Below are 23,011 nucleotides of genomic sequence, written 5' to 3'. Positions count from 1 at the left end.
AGAAGCTTTTCCCAGTTTAGTCTGGCTGCTACTTGACTGCTCTAGAAGTTCATCAATCTCCATGCTTAATTTTTGAGTGGCATCAGCACCTGTTTCCACATGGACAGACTGATTTGATGCGCCTCCTGCTATTTCTTCAATTGCACTTGATACTTCTGTAATAGCTGTATTATTTTCTGCAGCAATAACAGTCAGACCCTTTACTGCCGTATTTACACGATCTACATTGCCTTTGACGGTTTCAATCAGGTGCCGCAGTTTTGCAAGCATTATGTTATAGCTATTAGAAAGGTCACCAATTTCGTCATTGGATGATACAGACATTCCAGTGACAAGATCTCCGTTGGAGGTTTTTGCAAGAACAGCCTGCAGAGATCCAATAATTTTATTTAGCTTTCCAGCCAGGAAGATGGCACAGCACGCACCGATTAATAATCCGATTATTGCTGAAATAATCGCCCTATCTGCAATATCCTTCAGTTTGGATTGCAAATGTTCGTTAGGTGTAAAAGACAGCACCTTCCAATTCAGCTTCGAGATGTTTGCCGCTTCTCCTGTATACTGATGTCCGCTGTAATCCAGAGACTGGGCAGAAAAATTCTTATCCTGATACAAATCTTCAACCCAGCTGAATTTCTTTTTAAATTGGCTGTTGTTTGTAACTAGGTCACTTACACCTTCTACAGCATGGCTTTTTGACGGATTCATATTTTTTCCATCAGCACGTTTCATAAAAGAACTGACAACAAATCCTTGTGAGTCGAGGATAATGAGTTTGCTGTTTGAGTAATGCTCAATACTTTTTCTTATCTCTCCAATTGAGGATAAATCGATATCATATCCCAGTGCTCCAGTCATAACCCCTTTAGTAAAAACAGGCGTGACAACAGAAGTCATAATTTTCCCTGTCACACTGTCCCTGTATACATCCATCCATTGTGTTTTGGGACTCGCTGTCAAATCCTTATACGTCCTGGTATCCCGTACGTCTTTGTCAAATGCCATTTTCGGGAATATATGTAACTTTCCGCTATGCCCGTCCATATAATAGGCTGAAAGCAAGTTTCCATTTTGTTTTTTTACTGTTTCCAGGTTCTTTTCAACTTCCGTCACTGATTTTCTTCCATCGAGCTCGATGGATACTAGAGATGATAGCTGTTCAAGGGATCCTTCATAATTTTTCAGTTCAGCCTGAATTTGGCCAGAAGCGTTTTTTGAACTTATTTTATTTGAGGCTGTGTTATCTTTTTCAAAAATCTTTGCAACAGTGCTATTCATCGTAAACGCTGTGACTGCAATTGCAATCAGGACTGCTGCACATATAAACAGCATCCATTTGACCTTTATGGAAATTCTCCGTTTCAGCTTACTTTTTTCTTCAGAATTCTTCATATTTTATACAGCTCCTTGGACATTTTTGCAGGTATCTTCTGGTGTATAGAACTGGTTATTTTGTTGCCCTCGGCACATCTCCTTAAAACATTTTGGTGAATTTGAACTTGTATAAACTCAGTCTTTCATCTCAGGATAATTTATCTATCGGATACATTTATTAGTTTTACAGCAAAAAATTGTGGAAAAACTGATTAAAGAAAATTTAATAAATTAAAAATAATCATTCTATTTATGCTGGAGGTTTTTACGAAGGAATCTGCTGGACACTTTTGTGCATAGAAAAAACCTTGCCGGATGACAAGGCTTTTTCCTATTATTTAGTTCGGCCAAACATGTTCTGCATCATTTTCTCACGCATGCCAGGCATATTCAATGAGCTGGAAACAAGGAACCTCCTGAGAAAACTGTTTGAAAGAAACACATTCAATAAACGGTAGCGATTTTGGAAACCCAGGTAAATGAGTGATCCTATGGCAATAATCTTTATTAATAATTTCATGGCTATCCCTCCTTTTGTTAGTTTGCTGACAAAAGGAGAATTTATGAATACTCTTTTTAAAAAAATGGCTGTTTTCGTAAATTTTGTTTTGCTCTGGAACAAGGGGCTGATTTCCGCTCCAGGAGTCTCGCACCTTCCCGGTTTAACAACGGGATTGCTTTACAGGACATATTAAAAAACATCAATCTTTAAGAAAAGAGCCAAAATAATTCACACCGCATATAAAAAGATTCACCAATCATTTCAAAAACGATGATTTGTGGCTTCTAAAATTGATAATCACTCTAAACCGCATTATTACTAAAAAAACGACTCGCAAGATGATTGATTTTGTCAGGTTGTTCAACAACAGTCCAATGCCCGCAATCCTGAATTTCTATTAGCTCTGCATGCGGGATATATTTTATCAAGAGTTCCCTAATATGTGCGGGGTTAATCATGTCATGACTCCCTTGGGCAACAAGTACAGGAATATGATCTAACCGAAGCAATTGCTCTGTTAAATTATAATTGTTCCTCATATCATCACCCAATATATGATTAACATTTTGATTGATTTTTGTACCTAGCTTACGAATTAATGCATCCTTTGAAAATAAATAATATGGATTAAGCACCTTCACCATCGAATCCATTGTAATCAGACCTGTCTTCATCGCAATATTAATAAAAAACACCTTTAGTTTATCTATTGTCGATAATCGTTTTAGTAATTCTTTTTCAAAGGCGACGAGTCCTTCAGTACTTGCACCTATCGCAGCTGTTAGGAAAAGTTTATTTACTCTATTTGGATAAGATGATGCGTATAATAACGCAAGCATTGAACCCCATGATTCACCAAATACATTAATTTTGTCAAACTCTAATTCCTTTCGTAATGCTTCTAATGCCTCAACTTCAGCCATCATTGTGTATTTGTTACCATCGGCTGGGTAAGATTTACCGCACCCTCTCTGATCGTAAAGAATTAGCTGAAATTCCTTCGCTAGCGGAAGTACATGTGGCAGGAAAAAGCCATGCTCACTTCCAGGTCCACCGTGGAGAAAAACAATTGGATTGCCTTCACCGATGATTTTCACATGTAATATAGTATCTAATACTTTTATTAACTGGGTTTGTTTATTATAAATACTCATAAATAGCCCCCCAAATATTCCTACTATTAATTATCTATTTTTAACGTTATAGGTGGTTACTATTTCCCACTTCGATATGAATCATCCCTCGGGTATTAGCCAAGCCATTTTAGGAAAACAACAATATAGCTGTTAAGATTCCATAAACCGCACCCACCACCGCCACATAAGGACAGAAGATATTTACAATCATTCCCCAACCATTCCCAATCACCCTGTTTAGTTCTTAGTTTAAAAAATCCTTTTTATATCGAACGGCAAGATATATACCTGAAGCAATGAATGCAAGGGAATATTTAAATAAGAGGAAGATTTGCCACATATACTCTTTAGGTAAAATCATGTCACATAAAATTACTCCACATAACATTATAAGGGCACTATTTAAAGATATTTGCTTTGTTCTTTCGTCAGCTTTACCCATTTTCTTTTGAAGTACATATGTTAGAATCCCTCCGATTATAAGCAATATAAAACCGATACCAATGAGAATGTTCCAGTTTCCCGGAGATTGTTCAGCCCAAGATTTTAAAGGATAAAAAATTGCATCAGGTATGTCTGAGATAGACTTAATTTTCATTTTTATCATTTCCTTTCTCATAAGTGAAAATATCGTTTACATCAACATTAAAAAATTCGGCAATTCGAAAAGCTAATAGCAGAGTCGGAACATAATTTCCTTTTTCCATTACGAAGATGGTTTGCTTGGAAACCCCTACTTGCTCTGCCAATTCCTGCTGAGACATTCTGGCAAGTACACGATATTCATAAACATTATTTGATATCGTATCACCAAAATCCTTCTTCATGACTATCACCTCTGGAATTAAATCATAAACTATATTTATACAAAAGTAAAGTTTACTTATACAAAAACGAAAAATATCTTTATATTTACTTTACTTACTTTTATTTAGTAAGAACCAGAATATAAAAAGAACCTGACGAATTTCCATCAGGTTCACATATTAATAAGGTGTAATTCAGGATTTTTTGGTGCATTCAGGTGTGAGGTTAAATTTAACCATTTGGATCTTCACAAAGAGATTTCTTAATCTTAACAGACTTCAATTATACACCGCGATACGAGTGGTGATGATAAAAAGGAATAAAGCCGCAATCATAATAGATGCTGCATTAACCACATCATTATTCACCCAGGAAATCCCCTTAGCTAGAATGGTCTTTTCATCGCAATGGATTGTTTTTTCCGTCCTGCCCCCGCATATATGGCATGTATACTCTGCCTGGACCGCTCCTCCAAGCAGGGTATCTGCCAGGCATCCGATAAAGCCTGATAGAGCTATCTTGAGCGTCTGATCTATCGTCAGTTCTTTAAGCAGCACCATTGATAGTAAGGCAATAAAAAGAGAACCTGAAATAGCTGCAATCGTTCCAGTCAAGGATACTGCACCGGAAGTTCCCCGTTCAGCCTTTTTAAAATTCAGCAGATGCCAGGGACGTTTTTTGCTTAATACGCCTATTTCTGAGGCCCATGTATCCGAATTGGCAGCTGCCAGACAAACGATAAACAGCAGCAAAAACAGCTGTGACGGATGCAGCCAATACAATAAGGAAAAAACAGCCGAAGCACCGCCATTCGCCAGGACTTGTACAGCGTCTCTCCTGCTTCCTTTTTGTGAAATTTTTTCTGCTTTTCTCTTTTCCTTAGATTTAATTTTGGAAAGAAGGCTAGAGCTGACAAAAAAAGCCCCAAGCAAAAGCAGCCCGGGCAAATGAAATCCAAGCTCAACAGAAATTCCGACAGCAATCGCTGCAATCATGCCTGACTTTGACAAGGCAGCAGCAGCGTATGCTGCTATAGCTGCTGCTGCAATGCCAGCCATATATATCACATCAGTCAGCATGGCAGTCTATTTTTCCAGACGAGGTAACAAGCATATTGACTGGTATGTCATGTTTCTCTGCCGGAAGCTGTTCCCTGACCTGGAATTCGAAAGCAAGAGAAACTGAAAGACCTTTATAACCAATTAGAAAACGGTCATAATATCCGCCTCCGACGCCTAGGCGATTACCGTTTTTTGTAAAAGCCAGTCCCGGTACAATCAGCAGATTAATATCAGAAGGCTGAATGGCCCTGGTGTTTTCTACAGGTTCCTGGAGTCCAAAGTATACGGTCTCAAGCTGGGAGAAGGAGCTGATTTCTTTAAAGACCATGCTTTTAGTGTCAGGAATGCATTTAGGCACAGCCACCTTTTTGCCTTCCTGCCATGCCCTCTCAATGATTTTCTTTGTATCTATTTCAGGGTAAATGGAGATGGTTATCCCAATCGTCCCGGCACTTTTCCATTCATCCATTTCAAACAGGGCGCCTGCAATTTGGCCGGAAAGGATTTCATGCTCCAATCCGTCAAGCTGCGCAAGTCTGCTCCTTACTTCCCTGCGCAGATTAATCTTTTCTTCAAGCATATGTATTCACCTCAAAGTCCCTTTCTGTATCAGAAAAGGAAGATATCAAAATATTATATTATTTTTAGATATAAAAAAAACAACAGGAAAAACTCCTGTTGCTTACTTTGTTTCACGGTGAGCTGTGCTGCGTTTTTCTCTTGGGCAGTACTTTTTAAGCTCAAGACGATCTGGATTGTTACGTTTATTTTTTTTAGAAATATAGTTACGGTCTCCACATTCAGTGCAAGCTAACGTAATATTCACGCGCATGTGTATTTCCCTCCAAACATATTGACTTTTTCACATAGGACTTTTCTATAATAGCACTATTCACTACTAAATGCTAGTCCGATTTTCGGGGAAATTTAAGAAAAAAAGCGCAAGCGCCTGTTCAGCCTCAACTAGCATAAGGCGCGCAAGTATAGAAGGCGCTCTTTGCCTTCTCTTCTTGCGTGACTTATGACCTCGAGAGGCTAGGCCCTGGAGCTGGATTAAAAAAAAGCGCAAGCGCCTGTCCAGCCTCGACCAGCATAAGACGCGTAAGAATAGAAGGCGCTCTTTGCCTTCAATTCTTGTGCGACTTATGACTCGAGAGGCTAGGCGCTGAAGCTGGATTAGAAAAAGTGGAAGCGCCTGAATGTGAACAAAGACGCTGCTTCATGCCGCTGCGTCTTTGTATGTAAATCATCCTTCCGGGAAGTGCATTACCAGAGGCGTGCTACAGCGTTCTCAGAAGGCCTTCATTTAATCCCTGTGCTTCTTCCTTTGTCGGCGTATGGATAACCCATGCCATGGCTTCAGCGCATTCTCCAGGACCTATTTCCGCTTCAAGAGAGAATATGCTGCTCACTTCTCCCTTTGCCAAAGGAGAATACGACAGAATTCCATCCTTAAGGGATTTGAAACACCCATTCTTATATAAGTTCCCTTTTCCCTGGATGCAGTACTGAGAGATTCCCTGCCCCTTTAACGTGCCGCCAAGCAAAGAGATGGAGCCTTGGGACATATGCAGGATGGCGCGCTCTGGAGGGCTATAAAAAGCCACAGCCTGTCTCTCTAATATATTTTCATATTGGAAAACAAATTTAGGATATTTGAAAGCCCTTCCATTATTCTTGATGGTGCAGGTGACAAAAGATACTTGACTTTTGGTAAAGGCTTGAATAAGTGTGCGAACATCTCCAGCATGATTTGTAAAAGAATCCTGCTCGGAATGCCAATCAAACGTGCCATCCATCCATACCCCTGCCTTCAAGCCCTTACGCGGACCCTCTTGAACTGCATGCGGTTTATATGCCGACATTGTATTCATAAATATCCTCCCTTTTTAGATGCTTCTCTTTTTATAAATGGCACATGGACGGCTGCTCTTCGTTTATACGTATTTTTAAAAACCGGTATTCCTTTTCTTCTATATTTTAACTATTCTTATCGTAGCATTGAATGCGCACATGGACAATAAACGCATTTTGTCGATATACGCCAGCCTTATCAGACAGGGCTAAAAGAGTAAAAAATAATTTCGTTGACTTTATTTACAGTCTGAATTTTCAGATAATATATCCGGTCAAGTATTTGTTTTAGACAAATCTCGGTTTTGTTTTTAAAAACTCCCTATAAGATGCAGGAATTTCAACCAAATTTTTATAAAAATGTGTATAGTAGAAATATATGCAGAAATTTAGTTTTCGAGGTGAAATTATGGAATATACCATCATAGGACTTTTAGCACTTTCGATCATGTTTATTGTTTTATCCTTCTTTAAACGCGATCGCGTCTCGAAGCTTGAGGATGATCTTGAACAAATGACCCTGTCACATATGCAGGATATGTATGTATTGAAAAAGAAGATAAAAGTCCTGGAAGAGGAGCTTTTGCTCCAAGATCCGCCTGCAGCCATGCTGAAGCCTTCCGCTCCAGCAGCTTCTAAGCGCGGTTTGCCAATAAATGAAATCCTGAGAAGCCAGGTTCTCTCACTCTTCCAGCAGGGACTTTCCCTAGAACAGATTGAAAGGCAGTCTGCCCTTTCCAGAGAAGACATCATGACTGTAATTGAGGAACAGGGATTGAGAGGTTACTTACATGAGTAGAATAGCTCTCAGGGCATTTGCAGCAGGAATCATCTTTGCATGTGCTGTCCTCTCTGGAGCTTATTACCTTTTTGATCAAAAGGGAGCAAGAGGGACCGGCACACAAGAGACAACGAAACTTCCTGAGAAGAATGGCAATGAAGAAATGCGGAAGCCGGATAAAAAGCAAGCAAGTTCTGTAAAGCCCGTTTCTCCAGACAAAGGAAAAGAAACTAAAAAACAGGCTCACAACGTGCAGGATAAAACCAGCCCTTCTTCCTACTCGCTTGAAATCAAATCAGGCATGACGACAGAGGACATCTCTAACCTTTTAGCTGCAAATAAGATAATAAAAGACAAAAAGCAATTTGAAGACTATATGGAAAAAAATCATTTAAGCGGGCGCATCCAGATTGGCACCTATGTACTGACAAGCTTCATGCAGCTCTCACAGATTGCCAAAACAATTACAAACTAACAGGGGCAATTATCTGCGCCCGGTTTGTATGACCATGTAATGCTAAAAAATGATAAGACTGATAAAATTATCCCAAAGACGGTAACGGGCAACCACCGATAATGCAAATAGGAGACTTTTCATCTTCTCTTTTGGGAAGAACCTATTGCTTTTGAAACATTCCATAAGAATGTCCCAATTAATATTGTCGAAGATATTCTTCCAGTTGAATAAATCTCTTTAACGGTGCATGTATGAATGGGAGGTTAATATGTGAGAAAAGTTATTTGTCTATCTTTTATTGGAATCATGGTATTATCGGGATGCACGAAGCCAGAAGAAGAATCGTTAGGCTCAGGCTACAGCTCAGAAGAAGCTACTAAAAGAGGCGATGTTGTTTTTACGCCATCGGGAATTAAGAACTTTAATCGATTTCAAGATTTCTTAGATAACATGAAAATTCATCAAAAAGATAAAGTCCGGATAACTGCTTACACAAAAGAAGGCGACCCAATCTTTAGTGACTTAGATTATGACGGGAAGAACATAAAATACAGTCATGACAGCTCGAATGACAAGTTTGGCGGTGACCCCAGTGTTCTTACAAACACCTGCTCAAAGGTAATTACAAAAGAAACAGTTGATAATGGTATCGATTACCACTTAAGTGATTGTGTAAAAGTCCCCGAAGATGCTATTGTGGAATTGGGTGAAGAACCTTATCTATTTACAAAGAATAAGTAGTGTGAAAAATAAATAATAATGTGAAGCGCACATTGGTTGATTATTATTACTCAAATTTTAACTCTTAAGTTTATCGACAGTGGCTCTAATGTTAAAATTAGCATGTACATTGACGAAATAGATTGAGAACACTTCAAGGTTGAATCTTAATTGATTCAACCTCTTTTTATGTCATAACGAAACACAAGAAAAATCTCTTCAAATTAAATTATGAAATTTTTGGTATATGGTATTAAATAAGAATGAGGAGAGAATAGTTTGGGACAATCTCTAAATATTGGAACTGTTGTCGGTAATTATTCAGAATTTGTGATTGAATGCAAAGAAATTAAACCATCAGGAAATAACCAATAAATTTGCTTTTCTCTATAATATCAAATCAGGTAAAGAGACAATTCCATACGACATCTTGAAAGATGAATGGATAAAAGATGAAATTGAAATGGTAACTGTCAAATGAATAAACAAAGAAATCCCGGACAGTAAGCATCCGGGATTTCTTTGTTATTCATTCAAGTCGAGATGGCGGCCTCGCACTAAATAATAAATATTTTCAGCAATATTCGTCGTATGATCTGCTGTTCTTTCCAGATAGCGGGCAACGAAAGAAAGCTGTGTGACCTGCTGCAGGTTTTCATTTGATAGCTGGAGCAGACTTTTAATACTTTCTCCGTACAAGCGGTCCACTTCATCATCCATTAAGGCAATTTGCCGTGCCAAAACGATATCATCTTCTTCAAATGCCTTCATGGATAGCTCAATCATTTCAAGAGCTATGGAATGCATATTTTTAAAGTGTGTAAGCGGCACAATGAAAGGCTTCTCGCCAATCCTGATGGCAGACTTTGCAATGTTCACTCCGAAGTCGGCAATTCTTTCAATATCAGAGGCAATCTTAATGGCAGCGACTATCCGGCGCAAGTCAATGGCAACCGGCTGCTGTTTCGCTATGAGCAGGATCGCAAAATCGTTGATTTCTTCTTCCAGCATATCTGCTCTAGTATCTTCTTCGATAATTTCAACTGCGAGTTCAAGATCTTGGTTCTCAAGTGCCGAGAACGATTTGGAAATGGCCAGTGAGGCATATTCAGAAAGCTGTATCAGTTTACTTTTAAGTTCTTTTAACTCCAGTTCAAATTTCTCGCGTACCACCATCTTTATTCACCCTTTCCTGAGTATTATCCAAAACGGCCAGTAATGTAGTCTTCTGTACGCTGATCGGCTGGATTTGAAAAGATTGTATTTGTTTCTTTATATTCAATAACCTCTCCATTCAGGAAGAAAGCCGTTTTATCCGAAATCCTGGCAGCCTGCTGCATGTTATGGGTCACAATAATGATGCTGAACTGCTTCTTCAGTTCTTGCACCAATTCTTCCACCTTCAGTGTGGAAATTGGATCAAGTGCAGAAGTCGGCTCATCCATCAAGATTACATCAGGCTCAATAGCAAGACAGCGTGCAATGCAAAGACGCTGCTGCTGCCCCCCAGATAGACCATATGCGCTTTCATGGAGCCGGTCTTTGACTTCATCCCATAAAGCTGCTCCGCGCAAGCTCTTTTCAATAAGTTCATTCAGCTCTTTTTTATTTTTGATTCCGTGAAGCTTTGGTCCATATGCGACATTTTCATAAATGGATTTAGGAAAAGGATTAGGCTTTTGGAAAACCATGCCTACATGTGTACGCAATTCCTCCACTGCATAAGATTTATCAAGGATATTTGTGCCCCTGTATTTAATTTCGCCAGATGTTTTCACAGCCGGGACTAGTTCAATCATACGATTAAGGGTTTTAATATACGTAGACTTCCCGCAGCCTGATGGGCCGATAATGGCTGTAACCTCGTTTTGGTAAATATCCAGACTGATATTTTTCAGGGCATGATTTTCCCCATACCACAAATTAAGCTGTGATGATTGGTAAACCAATGGCTGACTTGGCTGGGAATTAATGTCGAGGACTTCTTTTTCTATATTCGGATGCTGCTTCATCACTGTAAGATTCACTAAGTATTCCTCCTTGTTTCGTATCAGGGAACAAGCATATATTATAAAGCGCCCATCAAACTCGGCACCTTGTCCTTAAATTCGGGCAATCGCTAAAGTTTGTGCTGACTAGTTGTTTTGTCCTGCTTAATCAGATTAAACTCCTACTGTAAATGCGGTTTTAACCTTTTGTAAATTTTGCGTTAAGACCTGTTGGAGTATTGTAAAGTTCTTTATTTTTTTAGGAATCCCGATAAAGCTAATTACATGGAAGTAATTAACAGATCCATCGCAAACACAAGTATAGGTACTCCCAAAAAAACATGACCGCGGAAAAAAGGAACGCCATATTGGGTACTCTGTATTTAAAAGAGACGTAAACCCCAAGTATCACGCCAAAAGACCAGCTGTTATCCAATGCAAATCAGCAATTCCCGGACTTATTTCTGTTAATTCTTCTCTAATGAAATATGTATAAAGGAAACTAAACTGATACAAAAGCGATATCACTGAAAGCCCTAGAAGTTCCTACTCGGAGAACAGCGGGATATTTAGTTTGGGATATAGCAGCTACTGCAATTCCGGATCCTCCTGGTTCTTATACAGTTAGAGGCGGGAGATTATTAGTTAGCCTAACTTAAAATGGATCAAAAAAAGGGTAGAAATATAATGCTTAAGATACTGGAGAAACAGTTTAGGATTAGCAGTTGGAACAGTGGAAGGTCTTATGGGTAGACTCTACAAGAAAAAAATCGACAGCTATAATAGAAAGAAAAGTTAAAGGAGAATTCATTAGTGAATGAACAACAAAAAGCTAAATTAGCTAGGCTATTACACGTACAAAAACAAAAAGCTGAAGAACAGGAACGAATGCGTTTAGTGGCTGAGGTATTAAATTCGTTTGACATAAGAGATGATGTTTTTCCTTTAACTAAAGAAGATGGAGATCTTATTATGAATGAGTTTGTTCAGACATTTCCCATAGCTGAATGGGGGAGAATTGATTGGGAAAAGGTAAAAAATAAGGTGAAAATCAAGGATTGGAATACGGGTTCAATTAAAGATGTTTTAAGAATTCAAGGTTTTGATCTTACTCAGCAAGCGTATTTATTGTACTCATCCGGAGATTTCCCTTTTGTCAAAACAAGTGTACAAAGGATCCTTTCAAATTTTGAAGAACTTACATGGATTGGCTGGGATCAATTCATTTATTGCCCAACTTCAAGATATGTAATAGAATACTTTCATGATGGTGACATAACAATTGGTTGGTATTGAATAATATAAAAAATGAAGTCGTTTAAAACACGAAAAGATGATTGCCTATTTATGCGAGCAATCATCTTTTTTATTTATATCAAGCGATCAGCGACAATATAGTTGTTTAATTTTACTTTTATAAACGTAATCCCCGCCTAATGAATAGGCGGGGATTATTTGACGTTTACGTATCAATAGGATATACACCATTGATACGATTTTAAAGATGCCACTTACCCTGAATCTAGCTATTCTTGGATCACCATGGTGACATAACAATGGATTAGAATTAGTGCCTCTCATAATAACGTTTCTTACTTGCAAAAAAGACCAAATCACAAATGATTTGGTCTTTTACATAAGGATTAATTTCCGTTTTTTTGGCTTTTTCTGATGGCAGCCTGCTCTTTTTTAATAGATGGGCTGTTAGCGATGCGTTCGTCAGTCGCTGTATCGGTTTTCTTGCCTTGTGCCTTTTCACGTTCTTTTTTCAATTTAAAGTATTTATCCAGCACCTTTTCTGCTATTTCTTTATTCATTGTATGTCCGGTATGACCCTGGTAAGCCCAAGGAACAACAGTAGCAAATGCTACTTCTGGATGGTTGTATGGTGCGTATCCTACCAGCGTGATATTCATGGTATCTACAGGCTTGGAATACTTGGCACGGTCAGGTCCGTCATAGAAAGACTGGGCGGTACCGGTTTTTCCGGCAGGCTTATAGCTTTTGTGTGCAAAGAATGTGGAGGCAGTTCCCCCATTTTCCTGCATAACTCTTCTGAAGCCTTCATGTATCCTGTCAATCCAGCTGGATTTCATATCAATCCGGTTCATCACTGTTGGAACGATTTCCTTCATAACTGGTCCAAGCTGATCATTATTATTTACTGGGTCGTGAATCGCTTTAACGAGATGCGGCTTCATCCTGTTACCGCCATTTGCAATGGTGGAAACATACTGAGCCATTTGTATAGGCGTGTAGGTATCATACTGACCGATAGCAAGGTCAAGCAATTTACCTGGTGTAGTTTCGGAGCCCTTAAATCCAACCATTTCATTTGGCAAATCGATGCCTGTGCGGACACCAAGGCCGAATTGAGCGAAAGAATCACGAATGGTTGAAAATGCTTTAGGATTAAGATTCAATGGTCCGTTATACACATAATGTCCGCCGCCGATATTGATTGCTGTACGGAACATATAAACGTTCGATGAATGCTTTAAGGCGTCAAGATCATTCAGCCAGCCATAGTTATGGGATGATCCCTTCGGCTTTGTATCTTTGAATTTAAGCTTCGTATCAAAGAAGGTTGTTCCCGGCTGGATGGCCCCTGTCTGGTATCCGGTCAGAACTGTTGCTCCCTTAACCGCAGATCCCATATTATAAGAGGTTGTAATATTCCCAAGTGCAAAGTCCTCAACGGTATGTTTGCCGGTCTTTTTATCTTTTACATATCTTTTGCCCGCCATTGTCAGGATTTCCCCTGTATTCGGGTCCATGACGACCATGAAGGCACGGTCAAGAAGGGATGTGTTTGGCATGCTTTTGTATTTCAGCAGCTCTTCTTCAATAATTTTTTCAGTCGCAAGCTGCAGGTCCATATCAATGGTCAGAACAAGGTCTTTACCCCGCTGCCCTTCCGAAATTACCTTAGAATCCACAATGTTTCCTGATTTATCTGTTACATTTTTCACTTTTGCCTTTTGTCCATGCAGGACATCTTCATATTCTTTTTCCAGATAGCTCTTTCCTACCCGGTCATTCCGGCTGTAATCGCGTGCCAGGTAATAATCGAGCTGCTCGCTGGGCAGTCCCTCATCTGATGAAGATACTTTCCCAAGCACTGTCTGAAGTGTTTTGTTGTAAGGATAAGCCCTGTCCCAGTCAGTTGTAATATTGACACCAGGCAGTGAGCTAAGATTCTCGCTCACCTTGGCAAATTCGGCCTTTGTCACACCTTTATTTTTTACGGTTTGCGGTGTCAGGGCATAACCGCCGGTGAATTGCCTGAAAATTGCCAGCACCTTCAAATCATGAGGGCTGAATGAGTTCAGCTCCTGATCGGTAATTCTGTCTAATTGAAGTTTGTATAAATCTTTTTCTTCCAATTTCTTCTGCTCTACAAGCTTCCTGTCATGAGCTGTAATTTTCTTTTCTGCCAGCTTTGGATGCTTGAGAATCCAAAAATCTTTTTTATCACGCTCTGTAATTTTCTTAGGGCTCACAGTGATCAGCTTTGATAATTTTTCTGCGGTATCAAGCATCTCCTGTGGCTTAGTGGATTGATATCTTGTATAGGTAATTGCGTCAAGAGGCACGTTATCCACCATTACCTTTAAATTCCTGTCATACATCTTTCCGCGCGGGACCGGGTTATTGACCGTTACATCCTCTGTCCTTGCAATTTCACGGCGATAATCGTCTCCATAAACAATTTGGACAAAGCCCAATCGTAAAATCAAGATAGAAAACAACACAAACACGAAAAAGAAAAGAAAATTAAGCCGAAAAGGAACGTGCGTCTTTTTCTTTTTTCCTTTTTTCACTGAAGCTACACACCCTTTATCATTTCTCAAAAACACTCTAGTCCTCATTTTATAGAAGATTACCCTTTTTTTCTACATTTGTGTTCTCTTTTTTTCAAAAAATCTATGTTAATGTATGATGTCGTTTTTATAATAGAAAAAGGAATTCCTTAATTCAAAAAAGTTCCCTTTTAATAGGCACTATTTATATAATCACTTAATATTGGCAAATAAGGTGAATTAATTTAGGATCTGTTAAACATATCTATTGGTTTCCGCTCCAGCCGCTTGCTTTCCTGTGGCGGAAATCAACACCTGTTTCATAGCAACGAAGTTTTCGAAAAAAAGTCTTATTTTTAACTTAAATCTGGGTTGGTTCAATATCAATAGATAATTAACATTTCTTTTAATTGGCTCTGTTAAATAAATCTGTTGATATTTGCTAATGCATACAAGTGCTCTGTACATAATAAAAAACGTTTTCGTGGTAGTTGAAGTAACGTTAATAAAAATTGGTTCGGAAATAAAAAATTGACATTATGTGGTAATAATTTATATACTCAAAAATGTAAAGAGTTTTTTACATTTGAGAAGGTTTTGGTGGTTAAATTGAAAAATAATATTAGAAATGTGCGAAGAAATATGAAACTCTCACAAGAAGAACTTGCAAATAAATGTGGCGTGACAAGACAAACCATAAATGCGATTGAAAATAATAAATACGACCCTACACTGTCATTAGCGTTCAAGTTATCTATACATCTAAATAGACAAATTGAAAAATTATTTTTTTACGAGGGGGAAAATAAATGAAACTCCGAAAAGCCGATGAAATGGAAAAGTATCAGAGCGACCAAGCTGCAAAATATGGTTTTATTTTTTATACCATCTCACTGCTTATTTGGTCATTATACAGTTTTTTTACTAAGGGTGACTCTGGATGGCAAATGACTATTTTACTAATAGGTTGTGCTGTTTATTTTTGGTCCAGGGCCGTTTACAATCGAAAATAATAGAATTTACCATCTTCACAGATCATCAGTGTTGAATCAACCATATAATTTTACAGGGTCTTTTAATAAAACGTTAAACATCTATTATTTCGAAGTCAGAACCACAAAAAAGGAGATTCATTCCATCTCCTTTAAGCGGTTTTCTCATCCAGATTTATTTTTCTGACAAACAGGTAAATACAGGTGTGTCCTATTCCCACAATCATTAGGAAGATGGGGAGGCTTTGAGAGGGATTGAAAAATGACACGGAGAAGATGAAGCCGGCAATCGATATAATTCTGCCGGTATGTATAAACACTTCCCGGACTACAATATATTCAATCCTCATTTCTGCTGCATTCCATGACTGTCCAATTACATCATATGTCAGTGAAACGTAAGGCACCAATAATATCGGATAGGCAAGTGCAATGGTCGCTGCGTACAAAAGAAGCTTTCCATAGGTTACATCAAATGTGATCAGAAACACGCCCGCGTACAGCAGCAGGCCGCCAATCAATATGGCCTTTTTCCGCATGGGCTTCTTAATGAATCTGGATGCTATAAGGTAGGCCACGAAGGATACCGCTGCATTAAGCAGGCCAAAGTTTCCGATGGCCATTTCACTTCCTGTCTTGATAAAGACAAAAATGGAAATGACAAACATGAATGTACCTTCCCTCAATCCCTGAAAAATGTGGGCATTGGTAATGAGTCTCCAGTTAACATTCTTTTTTCTTTCTTTCAATATGGCCGAGAAGAAATATTTTCCGTGTGCAGGCCGTCTCTTTATGGAAAAGCTTAGAAAAACGGCAACCGAAAATAAAAAAAGTGATAACCCGAAAACGATGGGATATCCTGATGATTTTTCAAGTCTTGAAATAATGAATCCTGCTAAAATGGGTCCGACCATTCCGCCAAAAGAAGATAGAAGGCCCATAAAGCCATTAAAGAAATCCCTTGTCTCAGGCTCCGTGATTTCGAAGGTAAGCACATTAAAAGCCAGCCAGTAAAAACCATAGCCAATCCCGAGAAGCCCTCCTAATACCATTAAGAAATCCGTCGCTCTCCCTCCGGCAAAGAGGACACTCAAGTAAAACATTGACAAAAAAATAACACCAAGCCTCAGAACGATAATGCGGTCGACCTTTTTAGCAAGCCTCCCTGCGAAAATGAAGGTCAGAGGCTGAATAACAACCACCGATAGGTTATAAATACCGATATCCAGGAACTTACCCGATTGTTTCCATAGAAATATGTTCACAAATGTATTGGATAAACCGACACTGATGCTGTACAAACCGCCAATCAGCAAAAGAAACCGCAAATCCTTGTTGATTTCCATATCCCCAGTCCATTTTTTTAACATACTCATTGTTCTCTCTCCTTTATAATCTCTTCTAGTGTTTGAAAAAACAATGCCATTTATGTAATGGATGGAAAATGCCAGCGGTTTCCACAGAAAAAGGCCATTTAAGCAAAAAAAAGCAGAAACCCCTTTTCCCGGGTTTCTGCTTTTTAACAAGAAAAATAATAAAATTATTTAGCTTGGCTGTAACGTTTTGATACTTCATCCCAGTTAACTACATTCCAGAAAGAGTTGATGTATTCTGGACGGCGGTTCTGGTAGTTAAGGTAGTAAGCGTGCTCCCAAACATCAAGGCCAAGAAGAGGCGTTTTGCCTTCCATGATTGGAGAGTCCTGGTTAGGAGTGCTTGTAACTTCAAGGCTGCCATTATTAACAGCAAGCCATGCCCAGCCAGATCCAAAGCGTGTTGTTGCAGCTTTAGCGAATTCTTCTTTAAAGCTGTCAAAGCTGCCGAATTTTGAAGTGATGGCATCAGCCAATTCGCCAGTAGGCTGTCCGCCGCCGTTTGGTGAAAGAATTTGCCAGAACAATGAATGGTTAGCATGTCCGCCGCCATTATTGCGAACTGCAGTACGTGCAGATTCAGGAACTGCATCAAGGTTTGCAATTACTTCTTCAACGCTTTTTCCTGAAAGCTCTTCATTTCCTTCAAGAGCTGCGTTTAAGTTTGTAACATAAGTATTGTGATGCTTAGTGTGGTGGATATTCATTGTTTCCTTGTCGATATGAGGCTCCAATGCGTCGTATGCGTACGGTAATTGTGGAAGTTCAAATGCCATAATAATTTCCTCCCTATGTAAGTTAGTTTGTACAGGCCGAAGAGGCAATTGCCATTCTTTGGCTCGTTAATTTTAGATTATCAGAGTTCCACTCTTGTTTCAAACGTTATGCTTTGTAATTGCCAATTTTATATTCGTTATTTTATAAAACAGACCATTTTTCTTCTGCTGTACTCTCCTTGCTAATGCAGCACAACGATCAAAAAATATCCGATCATCCCAAGCTGGATGACTGCTTTCGTTATTACGCTGCTGATAAAGCCGACGACTGATCCCAGCCCTATTTTCATGGCAGTTTTAAAATCTCTTCTGTGAAATAGGATTTCTGCCAAGGCAGCACCGATAAAGGGGCCAACCAGGATCCCTGCAAAAGGTATGACAAATGGGCCAATAATCAGCCCAAGGGTGCTTCCCCAAATTCCAGCCTTTGAGCCGCCGTACTTCTTTACTCCAAACATATTGGCGGCATAATCTGCAGTAAACAGCAGGATCACGAATAAAATCTGAATTGTCCAAAACACCCAGTTAAATGGCTCGAAGGAATAAAAAACTCCATATAACAATATTCCGCCAATAATGAACAAGACACTTGGGACTACAGGGAAAACCAGCCCGATAAATGCGATAATAAATAATAGGATAATGACGCTCCAATAAATGGCCTCCATAGATTTTCCTCCTTTCAAAATAAAATCGTTCCTTCCTGCTATAAGAATTCCCTTTAACATGAAAAAAAACACTGCCAAAGGTCCCTGCATGCCCCCCTTCTGCTGAATTCGGTTTTTATTGGCCCTCATCCCGGGAAATCCTGATAAAGGTTGTTTTCTTAGGCAAGGATAGATAAAATAAAATAGATATTTCCGCAGAAACTGATTATTACCATAATAAGAGCTAAAGGGTGCTGAACCGATGAATATTTTCAAACAATTAATTACAAGCCTATACTCTCCGAAAGATATCGCAACTTTCCGGAATCAGGGCTTCGGCAAAACCATTTTATATGTGTTTATGCTCATGCTCCTCACAATCATACCAACATCCATCTATTTCGGCAGCTTCATTACACATGCCTTTCAATCCGTCGAGCAGGCTGTGGCAAATGAAATGCCTTCTTTTCAAATAAAGAACGGCGAGCTAAGCGTTAAAGGAAAGCAGCCGCTGGTTTTGGATAAAGATACATTCCAGATTTACCTGGATGACTCAGGCAAACTGTCTCCTGATGATGTAAGCAGCCAGTCGAACGGCGCAATTGCCCTGCTTCAACATGATTTCGTAATAGTTGCGGGCGGCGAGACGCAAACGACTCCCTACAGCGTTTTAAGCAGCACGCCCATTACTAAAGATGATCTTGCCAATGTACTGAAATCTGCCGACTCTATTCTGCCAATTGCCATAGCCATCCTTGTGCTTTTGATGTATATCTTCGCACTTGTGACAGCATTTATTAAAATTTCCATCCTTGCCCTCATCGGGATTGCCATTAAAGGCTCTCTCGGCAGAAACCTTTCATACCGCCATACATGGAAATTGGCAGCCTACAGCATCACACTTCCGGCCATTTTCTTTACAATCATGGAAGCGTTCCAGACTGCAGTTCCATTTAGCACGCTTGTCAGCTGGTTTACAGCACTGATTATTCTTTACCTGTCCATTAAGGAAGTAAGGTCTTACGAAGAAATATAGGAAGTTCGCAGGAAGCAGATTACTCTGCTTCTTTTTTTGCGGTCAAAAGAGTCGTGACAAATCCGGTACTCTCAAAAAAAAGTGCCGAATTCTTGGCATATATTAAAATCCCCCGCCATATATATAGAATAAGCCAAGCCCAGGGGGATGTTTTTTATGAAGAGATTAGCCGCTTTTATTGTAGTTATATTTGTTGTATTCATTATTTATTTCGACCTTACAACCGGAACAATCCCCGCTGACGCAGGTGCCAGAGGGCCGGCAGAATCTGCAGCAGGTGCCGTCTATACGGGCGGAACAGCAGAAAAACCGGAACCAAGTACCATCCCCTTTGTGGAATCAGTCATCAAACCTGGAGATACCCTTCTTTCGCTTCTTGAGCAAAACGAAACTAAATCGTATTCCATTGAAACGGCAATTGCAGACTTTCAAAAACTGAATAATGGAATAAAACCAGAAAACATTCAAATCGGGAAAACCTATAAAATCCCCGTCTATAAATAAGGCGGCGCTTTCAGGGAAAAATATGAGGAGAAAACCACGCGATTTTAACAATATAGGGTAAAAACTATGCATTTCCTTGTCAATTACCCTTTAAAATTGATACAATATTTCTGTGATCTAAAAGGATCATGAAAGAAAATCGGTTTTTTCCTAAAGGAGAGAATTCCACGTGAGTGAAATTATACATCGTACCAAAACACGCCCCATTAAAGTTGGAAACTTAACAATTGGCGGCAGTAATGAAGTAATCGTCCAAAGCATGACAACAACAAAAACGCATGATGTGGAAGCTACCGTTGCTGAAATCAAGCGGCTTGAAGAAGCAGGATGCCAGATCGTACGTGTTGCATGTCCTGATGAAAGGGCAGCAAATGCCATTTCCGAAATAAAAAAACGGATTAACATTCCACTTGTAGTGGATATTCATTTTGATTATAAACTGGCATTAAAGGCTATTGAAGGCGGAGCAGATAAAATCCGCATCAATCCCGGCAATATCGGCCGCCGCGAAAAGGTTGAGGCAGTTGTCAGAGCTGCCAAGGCAAAAGGGATTCCTATCCGTATCGGCGTAAACGCCGGATCTCTGGAAAAGAAAATCATCGAGAAATACGGTTTCCCGACTGCGGACGGCATGGTTGAAAGTGCCCTGCATCACATCAAGATTCTGGAGGACCTGGATTTTCATGATATTATCGTCTCCATGAAAGCATCCGACGTTACCCTGGCCATTGAAGCATATGAAAAAGCAGCCAAAGCTTTTGACTACCCGCTTCACCTTGGGATCACAGAATCCGGAACTCTGTTCTCAGGCACCGTTAAAAGTGCTGCCGGCCTTGGAGCCATCCTCAGCAAGGGAATCGGAAATACCGTGCGCGTCTCACTGAGCGCCGATCCTGTTGAAGAGGTCAAAGTTGCACGCGAAATTCTGAAATCATATGGTCTGGCTTCCAATATGGCCACATTGATTTCCTGCCCGACATGCGGCAGAATCGAGATTGACTTAATCAGCATCGCCAATGAAGTTGAAGAATACATTCAAACCATTAAAGCGCCGATCAAGGTTTCTGTTTTAGGCTGTGCCGTAAACGGTCCTGGGGAAGCAAGAGAAGCTGATATTGGAATTGCCGGAGCACGCGGTGAAGGACTGCTGTTCAGAAAAGGCCAAATCGTCCGCAAGGTACCTGAAGAAACAATGGTAGAAGAACTTAAAAAAGAAATCGATAAAGTGGCAGAAGAATACTTTGCCAAGCAGGCAGCAGAAGCAGCTGCTGCCCCTGCTCCAACAGTATAAACAGAAATAGCATACAAAAAGAGCTTGGTTCCAATCGGAGCCAAGCTCTTTTGCATGTCTAGAAAAATGGCATGATAAAAATGCCGATGATGATGGAAAGTGCCCCGATGCCTATTGACCAGGCTCCAAGACTGAGCGCACCTTTTCTTTGGGCAATGAACCCCAGGATGATCCCTGCTGCCCCGAATAGAATCGGCATGGTAAACAGCGAGAGAATTGACAAAACCAAGGCAGCAATTCCAATGCCTGTGCCCGCTGTTACACTGTCGCTGTCTGTATCCTCAACAGGCACGCCAGCATCCATTTGTCTCCTGAAGGGAGTTGGAGGAGCGATTTCAGCAGCTGTTTCCTCTTTATAAATATCTGAAGCTTCAGCATCTCCATAAATCGCCGCAGAAGGTGTGATTTCACCCGAGGTTTCCTCATTATACCTAATAGAGGCCCCACTGTCCCCTTCCAGGGAATCTGCCTTAGAGGCGCTGGCATCTCCATAAACAGCCGCTGCAGTTTCTCCGTTATCATTACTCACATTTTGTTCTTCAGACTTATGCTTCGGTGTAATCATCATTTCATCATCCACACTTGAATAGCGGTCATCATCCATTCCTGCATCCCTCACTTTCAAAATAGGAGCCTTTTTAGTGTATGTAAAATTCAAAAAAACACGTGAGAAAGAATTTGCGCAGGATGGATAATTTATCCGTTTAACGGAATTTTTTTAAACAACTTTTATATGGTACACTTAAAAATGGATTCTTAATTAGGAGCTGTACCTTTATGAAAAAACGTTTTGGCATTGATATTGACGGAACTGTCACAAGGCCGGATGCTATGGTTCCATTTATCAATAAGGCTTTTGGGATGAACTTGGCATATGAAGATATAACAGAGTATGATTTAACACCCTTTGTTCATGTTCCAGCAGAAGATTTCTCAAAGTGGTTCCTGGAAAATGAGCCGCACATATATGCAGAATCACCGATTGCAGAAGGGGCCAAGAAGGTTCTTGGCGAGTGGATGCATTCTGCAGATCTTTATTTTATCAGCGCACGGCATAACAAATTGCTTCAGATTACAGAAGAGTGGTTCAAAACCCAGGGTCTCGGCTATCATCATATAGAACTGATCGGCTCTCATGATAAAGTTGAAACGGCCAAAAGATGCAAAGTGGATTTATTTTTTGAAGATAAACACGATAATGCTGTTGCCATTTCGGAACAATGCAACATTCCGGTGATTTTATTCGATACGCCTTATAACAGGCTCCCAGTCCCGGATTCTGTCATCCGGGTACATACATGGCTTGAAGCTGAACAATGGGTGAAAAATTGGCTGAAGCAAACTTGATTAAATGTACCGATAATACCCTGCAACCAATTCAAAAGAAGAAATGCCCTGCATTGTGTACAGGGCATTTTTTTATACTTCCTTAATATTATAGCCAAACCAATCAATGACTTTGACATCAAGTGGACAGTGTCAATTTTTCTTTTATATCAATAATTAATAATCATTCCAAAGCTCAATAAAATAAAAAGGCTGTTTCGTAAACTTTGTTGCTATTAAACAAGGTGTTTGATTTCCGCTCCAGGATGCTCGCTTTCCGCGGGGCAGCCGGTGAGCCTCCTCGACTACGCCTGCTTAGGTCTCACCTGTTCTGCTCATCTAAGCAGGAGTCTCGCACCTTACGCTCCAATCAACCTGACTTGACAATGGGAACACCTCACATAACAAATTAAATAAACAACAATCTTTAAGAAAAGAGCCAATAAAAAAGAAAAAAAGATCTTTTTTCTTTTTGAGAACCCATGTGAATGGCTAAACAAGGACCCTTCAATAAGGTATTTAAGTTATATTATTATCCTTTTGTAATATTTTTAGAGGAATTTATTAAAAATAAATGGAAATA

Annotated in this window: 25 protein-coding genes and 1 pseudogene; 10 read left to right on the top strand and 16 right to left on the bottom strand. The window is 39.7% G+C overall.

The window, feature by feature from the left end; genetic code table 11:
* Nucleotides 1-264 precede the first annotated feature (264 nt).
* From BM126_RS23280 to BM126_RS08675, 9 genes and pseudogenes are all read right to left on the bottom strand, one after another.
* A pseudogene (locus tag BM126_RS23280) lies at nt 265-1,278 on the bottom strand (sensor histidine kinase); the annotation flags it as partial.
* Nucleotides 1,279-1,708: 430 nt separating this feature from the next.
* Complete coding sequence (locus BM126_RS08710) at nt 1,709-1,894, bottom strand: hypothetical protein (protein ID WP_090989143.1); 186 nt, start codon at nt 1,892-1,894, stop codon at nt 1,709-1,711.
* Between the two features lie 284 nt (nt 1,895-2,178).
* The gene (locus BM126_RS08705; RefSeq protein ID WP_090989142.1) at nt 2,179-3,030 is read right to left on the bottom strand and encodes an alpha/beta fold hydrolase; all 852 of its coding nucleotides are present in this window, start codon (nt 3,028-3,030) and stop codon (nt 2,179-2,181) included.
* Between the two features lie 226 nt (nt 3,031-3,256).
* Nucleotides 3,257-3,610: a DUF2178 domain-containing protein gene (locus BM126_RS08700; RefSeq protein WP_090989141.1), complete on the bottom strand. Its 354-nt coding sequence runs from the start codon at nt 3,608-3,610 to the stop codon at nt 3,257-3,259.
* On the bottom strand, nt 3,600-3,839 hold the full coding sequence (locus BM126_RS08695; protein WP_090989140.1) for a helix-turn-helix transcriptional regulator: 240 nt from the start codon (nt 3,837-3,839) through the stop codon (nt 3,600-3,602). Before BM126_RS08695 ends, BM126_RS08700 begins: the two co-directional genes overlap by 11 nt.
* Nucleotides 3,840-4,097: 258 nt before the next feature.
* Nucleotides 4,098-4,877, bottom strand: coding sequence for a DUF92 domain-containing protein (locus BM126_RS08690; RefSeq protein WP_177201367.1), 780 nt, complete (start codon nt 4,875-4,877; stop codon nt 4,098-4,100).
* A gap of 10 nt (nt 4,878-4,887) precedes the next feature.
* A complete protein-coding gene (locus tag BM126_RS08685) occupies nt 4,888-5,460 on the bottom strand; it encodes a 5-formyltetrahydrofolate cyclo-ligase (protein WP_090989138.1) in 573 nt (190 codons plus the stop codon).
* A 102-nt stretch (nt 5,461-5,562) separates the two neighbouring features.
* Nucleotides 5,563-5,712, bottom strand: coding sequence for a 50S ribosomal protein L33 (gene rpmG, locus BM126_RS08680; RefSeq protein WP_071351274.1), 150 nt, complete (start codon nt 5,710-5,712; stop codon nt 5,563-5,565).
* Nucleotides 5,713-6,160: 448 nt separating this feature from the next.
* Nucleotides 6,161-6,754 carry a hypothetical protein gene (locus BM126_RS08675; RefSeq protein ID WP_090989137.1) on the bottom strand — a complete coding sequence of 198 codons (594 nt, stop codon included), beginning with the start codon at nt 6,752-6,754 and terminating at the stop codon, nt 6,161-6,163.
* A 389-nt stretch (nt 6,755-7,143) separates the two neighbouring features.
* Between BM126_RS08675 and BM126_RS08670 the strand changes: the two genes are divergently transcribed.
* The 3 genes from BM126_RS08670 to BM126_RS08660 all read left to right on the top strand — a co-directional run bounded on the left by BM126_RS08670 (nt 7,144) and on the right by BM126_RS08660 (nt 8,713).
* The gene (locus BM126_RS08670; protein ID WP_090989136.1) at nt 7,144-7,533 is read left to right on the top strand and encodes a hypothetical protein; all 390 of its coding nucleotides are present in this window, start codon (nt 7,144-7,146) and stop codon (nt 7,531-7,533) included.
* Nucleotides 7,526-7,990, top strand: a complete 465-nt coding sequence (locus tag BM126_RS08665) for an endolytic transglycosylase MltG (RefSeq protein ID WP_090989135.1) — start codon at nt 7,526-7,528, stop codon at nt 7,988-7,990. The genes BM126_RS08670 and BM126_RS08665 overlap by 8 nt, the downstream gene beginning before the upstream one ends.
* Nucleotides 7,991-8,242: 252 nt before the next feature.
* The gene (locus BM126_RS08660; protein WP_090989134.1) at nt 8,243-8,713 is read left to right on the top strand and encodes a DUF4362 domain-containing protein; all 471 of its coding nucleotides are present in this window, start codon (nt 8,243-8,245) and stop codon (nt 8,711-8,713) included.
* 504 nt (nt 8,714-9,217) lie between these two features.
* Here the strand turns inward: BM126_RS08660 and phoU are convergent.
* Both phoU and pstB read right to left on the bottom strand, forming a co-directional pair.
* Nucleotides 9,218-9,868 carry a phosphate signaling complex protein PhoU gene (gene phoU, locus BM126_RS08655; RefSeq protein WP_090989133.1) on the bottom strand — a complete coding sequence of 217 codons (651 nt, stop codon included), beginning with the start codon at nt 9,866-9,868 and terminating at the stop codon, nt 9,218-9,220.
* Between the two features lie 23 nt (nt 9,869-9,891).
* A complete protein-coding gene (gene pstB / locus BM126_RS08650) occupies nt 9,892-10,704 on the bottom strand; it encodes a phosphate ABC transporter ATP-binding protein PstB (protein WP_090989412.1) in 813 nt (270 codons plus the stop codon).
* Nucleotides 10,705-11,493: 789 nt separating this feature from the next.
* Here pstB and BM126_RS08645 point away from each other — a divergent pair.
* The gene (locus BM126_RS08645; RefSeq protein WP_090989132.1) at nt 11,494-11,976 is read left to right on the top strand and encodes a CDI toxin immunity protein; all 483 of its coding nucleotides are present in this window, start codon (nt 11,494-11,496) and stop codon (nt 11,974-11,976) included.
* A gap of 347 nt (nt 11,977-12,323) precedes the next feature.
* Here the strand turns inward: BM126_RS08645 and BM126_RS08640 are convergent, their stop codons facing one another.
* Nucleotides 12,324-14,552, bottom strand: coding sequence for a peptidoglycan D,D-transpeptidase FtsI family protein (locus tag BM126_RS08640; protein ID WP_177201366.1), 2,229 nt, complete (start codon nt 14,550-14,552; stop codon nt 12,324-12,326).
* 540 nt (nt 14,553-15,092) lie between these two features.
* Here BM126_RS08640 and BM126_RS08635 point away from each other — a divergent pair.
* Nucleotides 15,093-15,296, top strand: coding sequence for a helix-turn-helix transcriptional regulator (locus BM126_RS08635; protein ID WP_090989410.1), 204 nt, complete (start codon nt 15,093-15,095; stop codon nt 15,294-15,296).
* Nucleotides 15,293-15,496, top strand: a complete 204-nt coding sequence (locus BM126_RS08630; RefSeq protein WP_090989131.1) for a hypothetical protein — start codon at nt 15,293-15,295, stop codon at nt 15,494-15,496. The genes BM126_RS08635 and BM126_RS08630 overlap by 4 nt, the downstream gene beginning before the upstream one ends.
* 131 nt (nt 15,497-15,627) lie before the next feature.
* Here BM126_RS08630 and BM126_RS08625 read toward each other — a convergent pair whose 3' ends face one another.
* From BM126_RS08625 to BM126_RS08615, 3 genes are all read right to left on the bottom strand, one after another.
* Nucleotides 15,628-16,851 (bottom strand): MFS transporter, encoded by a 1,224-nt coding sequence (locus BM126_RS08625; RefSeq protein WP_090989130.1) that lies wholly within the window; start codon nt 16,849-16,851, stop codon nt 15,628-15,630.
* Nucleotides 16,852-17,015: 164 nt separating this feature from the next.
* Complete coding sequence (locus tag BM126_RS08620) at nt 17,016-17,624, bottom strand: superoxide dismutase (protein WP_090989129.1); 609 nt, start codon at nt 17,622-17,624, stop codon at nt 17,016-17,018.
* A gap of 182 nt (nt 17,625-17,806) precedes the next feature.
* Complete coding sequence (locus tag BM126_RS08615) at nt 17,807-18,292, bottom strand: DUF456 domain-containing protein (protein WP_090989409.1); 486 nt, start codon at nt 18,290-18,292, stop codon at nt 17,807-17,809.
* A gap of 241 nt (nt 18,293-18,533) precedes the next feature.
* Between BM126_RS08615 and BM126_RS08610 the strand changes: the two genes are divergently transcribed.
* The 3 genes from BM126_RS08610 (at nt 18,534) to ispG (ending at nt 21,102) form a co-directional block, all read left to right on the top strand.
* On the top strand, nt 18,534-19,307 hold the full coding sequence (locus BM126_RS08610) for a DUF1189 domain-containing protein (protein ID WP_090989128.1): 774 nt from the start codon (nt 18,534-18,536) through the stop codon (nt 19,305-19,307).
* Between the two features lie 156 nt (nt 19,308-19,463).
* Complete coding sequence (locus BM126_RS08605) at nt 19,464-19,811, top strand: LysM peptidoglycan-binding domain-containing protein (RefSeq protein ID WP_090989127.1); 348 nt, start codon at nt 19,464-19,466, stop codon at nt 19,809-19,811.
* A 169-nt stretch (nt 19,812-19,980) separates the two neighbouring features.
* Nucleotides 19,981-21,102, top strand: coding sequence for a flavodoxin-dependent (E)-4-hydroxy-3-methylbut-2-enyl-diphosphate synthase (gene ispG / locus BM126_RS08600; protein WP_090989126.1), 1,122 nt, complete (start codon nt 19,981-19,983; stop codon nt 21,100-21,102).
* A gap of 58 nt (nt 21,103-21,160) precedes the next feature.
* On the opposite strand, the gene BM126_RS23275 is transcribed toward ispG, so the two are convergent.
* Nucleotides 21,161-21,760: a DUF4190 domain-containing protein gene (locus BM126_RS23275; protein WP_371261432.1), complete on the bottom strand. Its 600-nt coding sequence runs from the start codon at nt 21,758-21,760 to the stop codon at nt 21,161-21,163.
* 119 nt (nt 21,761-21,879) lie between these two features.
* Between BM126_RS23275 and BM126_RS08590 the strand changes: the two genes are divergently transcribed.
* Nucleotides 21,880-22,449, top strand: a complete 570-nt coding sequence (locus tag BM126_RS08590; protein ID WP_090989125.1) for a 5' nucleotidase, NT5C type — start codon at nt 21,880-21,882, stop codon at nt 22,447-22,449.
* The last annotated feature ends 562 nt before the right edge of the window (nt 22,450-23,011 follow it).

The sequence above is a fragment of the Bacillus sp. OV322 genome (genome assembly GCF_900112495.1).
Taxonomy (GTDB): Bacteria; Bacillota; Bacilli; order Bacillales; family DSM-1321; genus Peribacillus.
Note: the sequence above shows the minus strand (reverse complement) of the source record. Positions and strands in the feature narration are given on the sequence as shown.

What these genes read in the sequence shown, in the direction of transcription:
- BM126_RS08710 (WP_090989143.1), bottom strand. Translation starts at nt 1,894, where the DNA reads ATGAAATTATTAATAAAGATTATTGCCATAGGATCACTCATTTACCTG.
- BM126_RS08705 (WP_090989142.1), bottom strand. Translation starts at nt 3,030, where the DNA reads ATGAGTATTTATAATAAACAAACCCAGTTAATAAAAGTATTAGATACT.
- BM126_RS08700 (WP_090989141.1), bottom strand. Translation starts at nt 3,610, where the DNA reads ATGAAAATTAAGTCTATCTCAGACATACCTGATGCAATTTTTTATCCT.
- BM126_RS08695 (WP_090989140.1), bottom strand. Translation starts at nt 3,839, where the DNA reads ATGAAGAAGGATTTTGGTGATACGATATCAAATAATGTTTATGAATAT.
- BM126_RS08690 (WP_177201367.1), bottom strand. Translation starts at nt 4,877, where the DNA reads ATGGCTGGCATTGCAGCAGCAGCTATAGCAGCATACGCTGCTGCTGCC.
- BM126_RS08685 (WP_090989138.1), bottom strand. Translation starts at nt 5,460, where the DNA reads ATGCTTGAAGAAAAGATTAATCTGCGCAGGGAAGTAAGGAGCAGACTT.
- rpmG (WP_071351274.1), bottom strand. Translation starts at nt 5,712, where the DNA reads ATGCGCGTGAATATTACGTTAGCTTGCACTGAATGTGGAGACCGTAAC.
- BM126_RS08675 (WP_090989137.1), bottom strand. Translation starts at nt 6,754, where the DNA reads ATGAATACAATGTCGGCATATAAACCGCATGCAGTTCAAGAGGGTCCG.
- BM126_RS08670 (WP_090989136.1), top strand. Translation starts at nt 7,144, where the DNA reads ATGGAATATACCATCATAGGACTTTTAGCACTTTCGATCATGTTTATT.
- BM126_RS08665 (WP_090989135.1), top strand. Translation starts at nt 7,526, where the DNA reads ATGAGTAGAATAGCTCTCAGGGCATTTGCAGCAGGAATCATCTTTGCA.
- phoU (WP_090989133.1), bottom strand. Translation starts at nt 9,868, where the DNA reads ATGGTGGTACGCGAGAAATTTGAACTGGAGTTAAAAGAACTTAAAAGT.
- pstB (WP_090989412.1), bottom strand. Translation starts at nt 10,704, where the DNA reads ATGAAGCAGCATCCGAATATAGAAAAAGAAGTCCTCGACATTAATTCC.
- BM126_RS08640 (WP_177201366.1), bottom strand. Translation starts at nt 14,552, where the DNA reads ATGAGGACTAGAGTGTTTTTGAGAAATGATAAAGGGTGTGTAGCTTCA.
- BM126_RS08630 (WP_090989131.1), top strand. Translation starts at nt 15,293, where the DNA reads ATGAAACTCCGAAAAGCCGATGAAATGGAAAAGTATCAGAGCGACCAA.
- BM126_RS08625 (WP_090989130.1), bottom strand. Translation starts at nt 16,851, where the DNA reads ATGAGTATGTTAAAAAAATGGACTGGGGATATGGAAATCAACAAGGAT.
- BM126_RS08620 (WP_090989129.1), bottom strand. Translation starts at nt 17,624, where the DNA reads ATGGCATTTGAACTTCCACAATTACCGTACGCATACGACGCATTGGAG.
- BM126_RS08615 (WP_090989409.1), bottom strand. Translation starts at nt 18,292, where the DNA reads ATGGAGGCCATTTATTGGAGCGTCATTATCCTATTATTTATTATCGCA.
- BM126_RS08610 (WP_090989128.1), top strand. Translation starts at nt 18,534, where the DNA reads ATGAATATTTTCAAACAATTAATTACAAGCCTATACTCTCCGAAAGAT.
- BM126_RS08605 (WP_090989127.1), top strand. Translation starts at nt 19,464, where the DNA reads ATGAAGAGATTAGCCGCTTTTATTGTAGTTATATTTGTTGTATTCATT.
- BM126_RS08590 (WP_090989125.1), top strand. Translation starts at nt 21,880, where the DNA reads ATGAAAAAACGTTTTGGCATTGATATTGACGGAACTGTCACAAGGCCG.